The following is a 10,820-nucleotide window of genomic DNA, read 5'->3' on the forward strand; positions in this document are numbered from 1 at the left end:
GCCCTCCCGCCGGCCCGACGGATACGGAGCACCGCGATGACCGAGCCCGCCCCCAGCCGCGACCAAGCGATCGTCGACTTCCTCCGCACCGCCCGCGAACTCGTTGCGGCGCAACGGGACGTGATGCTCGGGTACCTGGGAACCGTGGCCGCTCCAGTCGCTCCAGTTCCCGCCCTGACACCGGTGGTGGCGCCGGTTGCGATCGAGCAACCGGCAGCCGCCCCGGAACCGGCGGCGGAGGCCGCGCCCGACGACGTGCTGACGACGGTGATCGGCGTGATCAGCGACCGCACCGGCTACCCGGCGGAGATGATCGCGGGCGACCTCGACCTCGAGGCGGACCTGTCGATCGACTCGATCAAACGGACCGAGATCGCCGGAACCTTGCTGGGCAGGCTGGGATTGCCCGCTGACGACCGCACCGACCAGCTCAGCCGCGACCGGACCGCGAATGCCCTCACCGCGCACCTGGAGAGCTGGTTGTCGCCCGCTCCGACGGCCGCCGCGCCGAAGCGGTACCGGCTCGCCAGAGTGCCGGTCCCGCTCGACCCGGATCCCGCGCGGCTGCGCGGAAAGTCCGTGGCGGTGCTGGGCGACGACGAGTCGGTGCGCGAGGCTTTCGCTTGCGCAGGAGCGAAAATCGTCCCCGAGAACGCCGATCTCACGGTGCTGCTCACCGAAGGCGTCGAGGCCCCAGAGGTGTTCACCCGGCTCAAGGCGTTGAACGGAACCGTCCTGATCGCCGCGGAACCGGGCGCTGCGGGTCTCCGCGGCCTGGTCCGCTCGGCCGCCCTGGAACGCGCGGGCACCACGCGGCTCGTCGAGGTCGCACAGGACCGCGCGAAGGTGCTGGTCGACGAAGCCTGCAGCGACGGCCCGTCCGTCGTCGGCCACGACCACGACGGCCGCTTCACGATCGAGCCGCAGCTCCAGGATCTCGGGTCGATCGCCTACTCCGGGGCCGGACCGGGCGGCGGCGAACTCGCCGCGCTGAACCTCGGCCCGGACTCGCTGGTCCTGCTCGTCGGCGGGGCCCGCGGGATCACCGCCCGCGCGGCGGTCGCGTTCGCCGCGTCCGGCTGCCGGATCGAACTCGCCGGACGCACCCCGTGGCCCGGCGAAGCAGACGACCTTCCCTCCGATCCCGCTGCGATGCGGGCGGTGCTCGCCGGGCGCGGCGGGTCGGTGGCCGACATCGAACACCGGGTGCGAACCCTCCTGGCGCAACGCGAGATCGGCCGCACCCTCGACGAGATCCGGGCCGCCGGCGGTGACCCCGCGTACCAGTCGCTCGACGTCCGCGACGCGAATGCCGTGCACCAGCTGGTCAAAGACCTCGTGGCGCGGCACGGCCGGATCGACGGCGTGGTCTTCGCCGCGGGCGTGATCGACGACAAACTCATGGCGGACAAAGACGAGCAGTCGTTCCGCACCGTCTTCGAGACCAAAGTGGACGGTGCACGGGCGTTGCTCTCGGCGTTGACGGAGTCCGGGGTCGAGCCCGGGTTCGTCGCTTTCTTCGGCAGCATCGCCGCTGTGCTCGGCAATCGCGGGCAGACCGACTATGCCGCGGCGAACGACGTGCTGGAATCGCTGAGCACGAGCTGGCCCGGCCGGGCGGTCACTGTCCACTGGGGACCGTGGGCCCCCGGCGGAGACCACGCCGGGATGGTGTCGCCGGAGCTGGCCCGGGAGTACGAACGCCGGGACGTCACCCTGCTCGACGCAGGGGAAGGCGTCGCGGCCCTGTTGCGCGAACTCGCCTACGGAACTGATCGCGCGGTGCTGTACACGGCGTCGCTATGGTGAAGCAGGAGCCGGTCGCGCTCGTCGGGATGGGCGTATTCCTCCCCGGGGCGTCCACTGTGGACCAGTACTGGCGGAACCTTGTCGAAGGCGCCGACGCCGTCACCGAGATCCCGGAGGAGCGCCGCGACCCGGCGTTCCACGGCCACGACGGCACCGCGCCGGACCGGACTCACGGCCGCCGAGGCGGGTTCACTCCGGACACCCTCGAATTCGACCCGGCCGCTCACGGCGTGCCGCCGACCTCCCTGTCCGGAATCGAGCCAGACCAGCTGACAGCGCTTGCGGTCGCCGTAGCCGCGGTCGACGACGCGGGAGGTCTCAGCAGGCTCGGCGACCCCGAACGGATCGGCGTCGTACTCGGTCGCGGCGGCTATCTTTCTCCTGGGCTGCAAGGGTTTGACCAGCGGGTCCGCACGGTCCGCCAGATCACTCGCACGGTCGGCGAGCTGATGCCGTCCGCCGGGCCGGACGTGCTCGACCGGCTGCGCACGGCGATGCGCGAAACCCTGGGCGAGTTCCGGCCGGAAACCGCCGCCGGGCTCGTGCCCAATCTCGCCGCGGCCCGTGTGGCCAACCGGCTCGACCTCGGCGGCCCGGCCTACACCGTCGATGCCGCGTGCGCGTCGTCGCTAGTGGCGGTCGACCAGGCGATCGGGGAACTGGTCCGGGGCCGCTGCGACGTCGTCCTGGCCGGCGGAGTGCACCAAACGCACGACGACACGCTCTGGTCGCTGTTCACCCAGCTCGGCGCGCTGTCGCCAAGCCAGCGGATCAGTCCGCTCTCGCGTGCCGCGGACGGAATGCTGATCGGGGAGGGCACCGCGATCGTCGTGCTCAAGCGGCTGGCCGACGCCCGCCGCGACGGCGACCGGGTGTATGCCGTGCTCCGCGGCAGCGGCACGTCGAGCGACGGGCGGGGTGCGAGCTTGCTCAGCCCGTCCGTCGCGGGCCAGACCCTCGCGCTGCGCCGGGCCTGGGAAGGAATGGACCCTGCGGAAATCGGCCTGCTGGAGGCGCACGGCACGGCCACGCCCGCCGGGGACGCCGCCGAACTGACCACCGTCGCCGAGGTGTTCGGCACGACGGGCGGTCCGCGGGCGGTGATCGGCTCGGTCAAGTCGATGATCGGGCACACGCTGTCGACGGCCGGGGTCGCCGGGCTGGTCAAGGTGGCGCTCGCGCTGCATCACGAGGTGCTTCCGCCGACGCTGCACTGCGGCGACCCGAACCCGTTGCTCGACAAGACGCGGTTCCGGGTGCTGGCCGAGGCGCAGCCGTGGGGAGCGCTGCCGCGCGTGGCGGCGGTCAGCGCGTTCGGGTTCGGCGGTGTGAACGCGCACCTGGTAGTGGGGGCAGGAGACCCGGCGCCGAAACGCAAGGCGCGCGTCACCGAGCCGGAGCGCGTGCTGCGCCTGGCCGCGAACTCTCCGGAGGAACTGCTGGAACGGCTTGACCGGCCGGGCGAGCCGGGGGACGGGCGGTGCCGGATCGGGATCGTCGGCCCGGACGAGCGCAAGCTGGCCATGGCCCGGAAGGTGATCGGCAAAGTCGCGGCCACCGGCCAGGCGTGGCACAGCGCCGATCTCTGGTGCACCGCCGATCCGCTGCTGCCGCACGGGAAAACCGTGTTCCTGTACCCGGGCCTGGAAGCGGACGCCGAACCGCGCCTCGCCGACGTCGCCCGGCAGTTCGGACTCGACCTTCCGCGCTGGTCGACGGCGAGCGTGCCCGCACGGGCAGCGAGCGTGTCGGCGGCCGGGCTCGTGCTCGACCAGGCGTTGCGGCGACTGGCGATCCGCCCGGACGCGCTCGCCGGGCACAGCGCCGGCGAGTGGACCGCGATGCAGGCCGCCGGAATGTACCGCCCGGAGCCGGATCTGCTGGACCGGTACTGGCCGGAAGGCTTCGAGCTGCCCGCCGCGGACTACCTGGTGCTGGGCTGCCCGGCCGACCGGGCGGCCGAGCTGCTCACCGACAGCCTCGTGATCTCCCACGAAAACGCCGCGCGGCAGACGATCGTGTGCGGCCCGCCCGGCGCGGTGGCGGAGTTCGCGAAGACGTGCCGCGGCAAGGGGATCGTGGCCAGGACGCTGCCGTTCCGGTCCGGCTTCCACACCCCGTTGCTGCGGCCGCATCTGGCCCCGTTCACCCGGCTCGCCGCGGAGCTGGAGCTGCGCGAACCCGAGGTGCCGGTGTGGTCGGCCACCACCGCGCGGCCCTATCCCGCCGAGCCGGAAGCGATTCGCGAGCTGTATCTGGAGCACCTCGTGCGCCCGGTCCGTTTCCGCGAGCTGACCGAGACTTTGCACCACGCCGGGTTCCGCGTGTTCGTCCAGGTCGGCGCCGGTCAGCTGGGCTCGTTCGTCACCGACACCCTCGGCGACCGGCGGCGCCTGGTCGTCGCCGCCGGGTCCGGCACGCGCTCCGGGCTCGCACAGCTCCGCCGGGTCGCGACGGCATTGTGGGCCGAAGGCGGCGACCCCGACTTCGCGGCCGCGAAGCCGCGGCGGATCCGGCTCAACACCGGACGGCCGCTGCTGTCGCTGGGGGAGCGGGCGCGCGGGCTGCTCGACGACCGCGGCCGGCCGGAGCTGCCCGCCGGGGTGCCCGAGGCGATCGCCGCGGAGTTCGCCGCGCTGCTCGACCAGACCCGCCGGACCGCGGCGGACGTCGTCGCGGCGGCCGTCCAGCGTCCGGTCGAGTCCACTGTGGACGTTTCACTGGCCGCGATGCCGTACCTGCGCGACCACCGGTTCTTCCGGCAGCGCGACGACTGGCCCGACGAGACCGACTTCCGCCCGGTGGTGCCCGCGACGACGCTGGTGGACCTCGCCTGCCGGGCCGTCGAACGGACCTGGCCGGGCACGACCGCGGCAACGGTGCGCGACGCGGTGTTCTCGCGGTGGCTGATCGCCGCCCCGGCCCAGCGGGTGCCGCTGTCGCTCAGCCGCCGGGGCGATCAGGTGACCGTCGAGATCGGACCGTACGCGCTGCTGACCGTCGAGCTGGGAGAGTTCGCGCCGCCGCCTCCGCGCGCCGGGATTCCCGCAACGGAGACGCCGCCGCCCTTGGCCGCGGCCGAGATCTATGCGCGCCGCGAGATGTTCCACGGCCCGGCGTACCAAGGCTTGGCGCGCTTGACCGGTCTCGGCGAGCAGCACATCCGAGGCGAGCTGGTGGTGCCGTCGGCTCCCGGCGGGCTGCTCGACAACGTGGGCCAGCTGCTGGGCTGCTGGCTGATGGCGACCCGGTCCGACGGCCTGCTCGCCTTCCCCCGCTCGATCGGCCGGATCGCCTGGCACGAGGCGGAACCCGGGCCGGGCACCCGGGTCGCATGCCTCGTGCGGGCCCGGCTGCCCCGGCCCGACGTCCTGGAGATGGACGCCGAACTGGTGCGCGACGGCCGGGTGCTAGCGACCGTCGAAGGCTGGCGCGACGTCCGGTTCCCGTGCGACCGCGCGGCCCATCGCGTCTACGCCTTCCCGGACCAGCACCTGCTTTCCGAGCGGCTGGACGGCGGGCGCGTGTGCGTCACCGACCGCTGGCCGACCGTCGCCGCGCGCGAGATCTACGCCGGTGTCTACCTCGCCGCCGAGGAACGGGCCGAATTCGCCGCAGTGCCACCGCGCGAGCAACGCGGCTGGCTGCTGACCCGGATCGCCGCGAAGGACGCGGTCCGTGCGGAGCTGGCCGAAGCGATCTATCCGGCCGAGATCCGCGTGCACGCCGACGGCCGGGTGTCCGGCCGCGGCCGCGAGCTGCCGGACCTCTCCGTCGCCGTCGAGCTGAACGGGGACACCGCCATCGCACAACTCAGGAGCACGACATGACCATCGACCACGCCTCGGCCGTCTTCGACGTCGTCGCGGAACTGCTCGGCGAGCTAGTCGGCGACGCCGAGGTGCTCGGCGTCGAGATCACGCCCGACACGACGTTCCACGAGGACCTGCAGCTGGAGAGCATCGACCTGGTGACCTTCGCGAGCATCCTGGCCGAGCACTTCGGCGAGGACGTCAACCTCGCCGAGTACTTGGCGGAGAAGGATCTCGACGACGTCATCGGGCTGACCGTCGGCGACATCGCCCGGTTCGTGGGGGAGCGCACGTGCCCACGATGACGGTGAACGGGCTGCGCACCAACGTGCAGCTCGTGCACGCCGGCGGCGCCGAGACCGTGGTGTTCTTGCACGGCATGGGCACCGACAGCCTCGCGAGCTTCTACCTGACGCTGGCGCCTCCGGTCGCGGCCGCGGGCATCGACGTGATCAGCTACGACCTGCGCGGCCACGGAAAGACCGAGCGGCCGGTGCGGGGCTACACCTTGGCCGACTTCGTCGCCGACCTCGACGACCTGCTGTGCCAGCTCGGCGTCGAGCGGCCGGTGCACTTGGTGGGCAACAGCTTCGGCGGGACGCTCGCCTACAGCTACGCGGTCGCCAATCCGGCGCGGGTCCGCAGCATCGTGTGCATCGAATCGGAGCCCGCGACCGAGTCGTGGGCCGGGAAAATGAGCGAAATCCTCGCGCACACCGTGCATTTCCTTCAGGCGGAGGAGAGTTACGACTGGATCGAGGCGAACTTCAGCGCGCACCACCGGCGGCTGGCGCGGATGGCGGCCGAACGGATCACCTCGACGAAGATGGCCGAGGAGGTGCCGCTCGGGCCGTTGCTCACCTGGGAGCAGGTCGCGGCGATCGGCTGCCCGGTGCTGTCCGTCCTGGGCAGCCACGGCTACCAGGCCGACGACCTCGAAGCGCTGACCTCGGTGCTGCCGCGCGGCGAACTGCACGTGTTCGAGGGACAGGGGCATTCGGTGCTGGTGGAACAGCATCGCGAGGTGCGCAAGCTGGTGCTCGAATGGATCGGACGGCATTCGGCATGAGGTTCCTGCTGGTTGTCCCGCCGCTGGCCGGGCACATCGCGCCGCTGCGCGGAGTGGCCGAGGAGCTTTCCGCGCGCGGCCACGAGGTGGCTTGGTGCGGGCCCTCGCCGGGAGTGCCCGGATCGGTCACCGGACAGGTGTTCGCGGCGGGGGACTCGCGGCCGTTTTCGGTGGCGCTCCGGCCGCCGGAGCTGCGCGGGTTCGCCGCGTTGAAATACCTCTGGGAGTCCTATCTGGTCCCGCTCGCGGACGCGATGGTTCCGGGAGTTCAGCTCGCTGTTGAGGATTTTCACCCGGACGTCGTCGTGGCCGACCAGCAGGCGCTGGCGGGCGCGCTGGTCGCCGCGCGGTGCGAGCTGCCGTGGGCGACGTCGGCCTCGACGTCCACCGAACTGGCCGACCCGCTCGCCTCGATGCCGAGGATCGCGTCCTGGGCGGCCGGGCTCCGGACGAGACTGTGCGCGCGGCACGGAGCCCGCGTCGCCGATCTGCGGTTCTCGCCGCACCTGGTGCTGGCGTTCACCACGCGGGCCTTGGCTGGGCGAGCCCGGGTGGCGGCACCGGTCTGTTACGTCGGACCGGTGCTTCCCGCCGCCCCCAACGGATTCGCTCGATCCTTTATGGACACTCGGCCGCTGGTGGTGGTGACGCTCGGAACGGCCAATGCTTCGGTCGGAGAGCGGTTTCTCGCGGAGAGCGTCGCCGCGCTGGCCGGCATGCCGCACGTCCAAGGCCTGGTCGTCGATCCGACGGGCACGCTGGAGAGCGAGGAGGTCGCTCTGGCGTGGCGGATTCCGCAGGTCGAGGTGTTCGCGCAGGCGTCGGTGGTGGTCTGCCACGGCGGGCACAACACGGTGTGCGAGGCGCTGGCGGCGGGGCTGCCGCTGGTGCTCGCTCCGATTCGCGACGACCAGTCGATGCTGGCGCAGCAGGTGGTCGCCGCGCAGGCGGGGGTCCGGCTGCGGTTCGACCGGGCCAAGGCCGCGGACATTCGCGAAGCGGTGGAGTCGGCTCCGAAGTATCGCGCGGGCGCCGCCCGGATCGGCGCGTCGTTCGCCGCGGCCGGGGGTGCGCCCGAGGCGGCATCCCGCTTGGAGTCGTTGGCGTAGCGTCGCGGGCTAGGTCCGTGAGGGGAACCCTGAGGGAATCAGAGTCCCTCAGGGTTCCCCTCACGGACAGTGCCTAAGCGCGTTCGCGAAACGTGCGCGCGGCCAGGGTGCTGCCCGCCACCGCGGCTACCGCAGCGATCGCCAGCGCCGCCGCGACGGACCAGCCGACCGGGCGGGCCAGAGCCAGCGCGCGGGTCGCGTCGATCGCGTACGTCAGCGGGTTGACCACCGACACCGCGCGGACCCATTGCGGCATCGAGTCCAGCGGCATGTACGCGCTGGAGGAGAACATCAGCGGGAACATCACCACGAACGACGCGGCCTGGAGCGTTTCGGCCTTGCGCAGCCACGTCGTGATCGCGACGAACACCCAGCTCAAACACCAGCCCACGACCAGCGTCAGCACCAACGCCAGGCCGAGCCCGACGACCCCGCCCGCCGGGCGGAAGCCGAGCAACAGCACGCTCGCGGCCGAAGTCACGACCAACTGCACGCCGAGCCGCGCGGAATCGGCGAGGGTCCGGGCCATCAGCACCGAGAACAACGAGATCGGCAGGCAGCGCAGCCGCGCGGTGAACCCGCTGTAGATCTCCGCGAGCAGGCCCGCACCCGAACTCATCGCGGTCGTCATCGAGATGTTGACCAGCGTCGCGGGCACCAGGAAGTTCACATATCCCTGGTAGGCCGCGACGCTCGGCAACGCCCCGACGCCGCTGAACACCTGGCTGAACAGCACGAGAAGCACGACCGGCTGCAGCAAGCCGAAGAAGATCAGCCGCCAGTCGCCGAACGCGGTGCGCAGCGAGCGGGCGGCGAGCACGCGGACCTGTGTCCAGAAACCGGCTTCGGGCCAGGTCACCGGATCGGCGAGCACTGCGACCGGTGCGCGGTGGCGGGACTGGGTCACGAGGCCGCCGCCGTCGCGTGCAGGGACAGGTACACGTCGTCGAGCGTCGGCTCGGTCACCGTCAGGTCCCGCAGCGGAGCTTCGGCCGCGTCGAGCGCGCGCACCAGCACCGTGATGTCGCCGGGGCCGCGCAGCGGGACGGTCAGCGTCAGCCCGGCGCGGCCCGTCGAGAGGCCGAGGCGGGACACCGCGTCCATCGCGCGCCGCAACGTGAGTTCGCTGCCGAGGGTCAGTGTCGCCGTGCGGCTGCCGAGCCGTGCTTTGAGCTGGGCGGGCGTGCCGGAGACGGTGATGCGCCCGAGTCCGAGGACGACGACGTGGTCGGCCAGCCGGTCCGCCTCTTCGAGGTACTGGGTGGTCAGCACGATCGTGGTGCCGCGTGCGGCGAGGTCTTCGACGACGCTCCACAGCGCGGACCGGCTCACCGGGTCGAGTCCGGTGGTCGGCTCGTCGAGGAACAGCACTTCCGGCGCGCCCGCCAATCCCGCGGCCAGGTCGAGCCGTCGGCGCATGCCGCCGGAGTAGGTGCGGGCGGGGCGGTCCGCCGCGGCTTCGAGCCCGAACGACGCGATCAGCTCGGCGGCCCGCGCCCGCGCCTGCGCCGGTTTCGCGCCCAGCAGCCGCGCGATCAGCAGCAGATTCCCGCGTCCGGAAAGGGCGTCGTCGACCGCGGCGAATTGCCCGGTGACCCCGATCCGCCGCCGGATCGCCCGGCCGCGTCGCACGACGTCGTGCCCGCAGACCCGGGCGGTGCCCGAGGTCGGCCGGACGCGCGTGCTGAGAATGTCGATCAGGGTGGTTTTTCCGGCTCCGTTGTGCCCGAGAATCGCGAGCACCGTCCCGGGGGCGACGGTGAGGCTGATTCCCGCGAGCGCGGTGACTTCGCGGTACTTCTTCACGAGGTCCGTCACGGCGATGACCGGCGGGCGCATGGCCGCTCCTTCCCTTTTCCGGAAAGGTAACGAGCCGTGGCCGGGAAAGGCAAGAACCCCGCCGGTCGCTGTCCTGCGCGTGACAGTTTCCCGTGCGGCGAATAGCACGTGCATGACAAGTCATGATCCGGGTGCCCCTTTTTCTTCAAGGCATTCCGACCAGCCTGACAAAGAATTATCCGGCGGTTGTCGCGAGGGTAATCGCGGAGGTATTTTCCGGAAATATTGTCCCGATTCCCCGAGGTGACGAGCCGTGAAGTTTCCGTGGAAGTCGAGAAAACCGGCGTATGCGCTGGCCATCGTGACGGTCTCGAGCGCCGTCGCGGCCGCCGCGCTGGCCGGGGCCGGGCTGTCGCAGGCCGCGCCGGCCAGCCTGACCGTGAACTACACCTGCCCGTTCCCGCTCATCGGCGACCAGGTGCTCGCGGTGAAGATCGACACGAACCTGCCGGACAACGCGGTCGCGGGTTCGGCGTCCACCCCGATCAAGTTCGACGTGGACGTCACCGTGCCGGAGACCGCGACGGAAGGCCTCGCGCTGGTCGGCGCGACGACGCTGGACGGTTCGGCCAAAGCGGCGGCCCAGCTCAAGTATCCCGTCGACAAGACGCTGAACCTCGGCCTGCCGCTGACCATCCCGTCGACGCCGGTGCCGCCGTCGGGCGCGTTCCACGTCAAGACCAGCGGCCAAGCCCCGGCCGTGACGTTCCCCAGCGCGGGCACCGCGTCGGTGACCGTCGGGAACTTCAGCACGACGATGACGCCCCGCAACGCGTCCGGCCAGCCGACCGACCTCGGCACGTTCACCTCGGACTGCGTTGCTGTCCCCGGCCAGAACCAGCAGTTGGGCACCTTCGAGATCAAGCCGGGCGGCGGCACCAGCACGACACCGACGACACCGACTTCTCCGACCTCGTCGACCGTGCCGACGTTGTCGACCCAGCCGACCTCGCCAACCCAGCCGACTTCGACTGAGCCGACCCAGCCCACTTCCCCGACGCAGCCGACGTCGTCCACCGAGCCGACCCAGCCGACGTCTCCGACTCAGCCCACGTCGACCCAGCCGACTTCGCCAACCCAGCCGACTTCGACTGAGCCGACCCAGCCCACTTCGCCGACGCAGCCGACGTCCTCCACCGAACCCACCCAGCCCACGTCCCCGACGCAACCAACCTCGTCCAC

Annotated in this window: 8 protein-coding genes; 6 read left to right on the top strand and 2 right to left on the bottom strand. The window is 71.7% G+C overall.

Annotated features, from left to right (window positions below):
* Positions 1–36 precede the first annotated feature (36 nt).
* The 5 genes from D0D37_RS43900 to D0D37_RS43920 are packed head-to-tail and all read left to right on the top strand — an operon-like array spanning position 37 to position 7,799.
* The gene (locus D0D37_RS43900) at positions 37–1,809 is read left to right on the top strand and encodes an SDR family NAD(P)-dependent oxidoreductase (protein ID WP_244223888.1); all 1,773 of its coding nucleotides are present in this window, start codon (positions 37–39) and stop codon (positions 1,807–1,809) included.
* Positions 1,803–5,639 (top strand): beta-ketoacyl synthase N-terminal-like domain-containing protein, encoded by a 3,837-nt coding sequence (locus D0D37_RS43905; RefSeq protein ID WP_116206478.1) that lies wholly within the window; start codon positions 1,803–1,805, stop codon positions 5,637–5,639. Before D0D37_RS43900 ends, D0D37_RS43905 begins: the two co-directional genes overlap by 7 nt.
* Entirely contained in the window at positions 5,636–5,926 is a 291-nt protein-coding gene (locus D0D37_RS43910; RefSeq protein ID WP_116206479.1) for a phosphopantetheine-binding protein, read from the top strand. The genes D0D37_RS43905 and D0D37_RS43910 overlap by 4 nt, the downstream gene beginning before the upstream one ends.
* The gene (locus D0D37_RS43915) at positions 5,914–6,690 is read left to right on the top strand and encodes an alpha/beta fold hydrolase (RefSeq protein ID WP_116206480.1); all 777 of its coding nucleotides are present in this window, start codon (positions 5,914–5,916) and stop codon (positions 6,688–6,690) included. The genes D0D37_RS43910 and D0D37_RS43915 overlap by 13 nt, the downstream gene beginning before the upstream one ends.
* Positions 6,687–7,799 carry a glycosyltransferase gene (locus D0D37_RS43920; protein WP_116206484.1) on the top strand — a complete coding sequence of 371 codons (1,113 nt, stop codon included), beginning with the start codon at positions 6,687–6,689 and terminating at the stop codon, positions 7,797–7,799. Before D0D37_RS43915 ends, D0D37_RS43920 begins: the two co-directional genes overlap by 4 nt.
* 73 nt (positions 7,800–7,872) lie before the next feature.
* Here the strand turns inward: D0D37_RS43920 and D0D37_RS43925 are convergent, their stop codons facing one another.
* A complete protein-coding gene (locus tag D0D37_RS43925; protein ID WP_116206481.1) occupies positions 7,873–8,706 on the bottom strand; it encodes an ABC transporter permease in 834 nt (277 codons plus the stop codon).
* Positions 8,703–9,638, bottom strand: a complete 936-nt coding sequence (locus tag D0D37_RS43930; RefSeq protein ID WP_116206482.1) for an ATP-binding cassette domain-containing protein — start codon at positions 9,636–9,638, stop codon at positions 8,703–8,705. Before D0D37_RS43930 ends, D0D37_RS43925 begins: the two co-directional genes overlap by 4 nt.
* 253 nt (positions 9,639–9,891) lie before the next feature.
* On the opposite strand from D0D37_RS43930, the gene D0D37_RS43935 reads away from it, so the two are divergent.
* Positions 9,892–10,820, top strand: a 929-nt coding sequence (locus D0D37_RS43935) for a DUF6801 domain-containing protein (protein WP_341868016.1), incomplete at its 3' end; no start/stop codon positions are given.

The sequence above is a fragment of the Amycolatopsis circi genome (genome assembly GCF_003385235.1).
Classification (GTDB): Bacteria; Actinomycetota; Actinomycetes; order Mycobacteriales; family Pseudonocardiaceae; genus Amycolatopsis; species Amycolatopsis circi.

Bases quoted from the DNA above. Each gene is read 5' to 3' on its own strand.
- D0D37_RS43900 (WP_244223888.1), top strand. From the start codon at position 37: ATGACCGAGCCCGCCCCCAGCCGCGACCAAGCGATCGTCGACTTCCTC.
- D0D37_RS43905 (WP_116206478.1), top strand. From the start codon at position 1,803: ATGGTGAAGCAGGAGCCGGTCGCGCTCGTCGGGATGGGCGTATTCCTC.
- D0D37_RS43910 (WP_116206479.1), top strand. From the start codon at position 5,636: ATGACCATCGACCACGCCTCGGCCGTCTTCGACGTCGTCGCGGAACTG.
- D0D37_RS43920 (WP_116206484.1), top strand. From the start codon at position 6,687: ATGAGGTTCCTGCTGGTTGTCCCGCCGCTGGCCGGGCACATCGCGCCG.
- D0D37_RS43930 (WP_116206482.1), bottom strand. From the start codon at position 9,638: ATGCGCCCGCCGGTCATCGCCGTGACGGACCTCGTGAAGAAGTACCGC.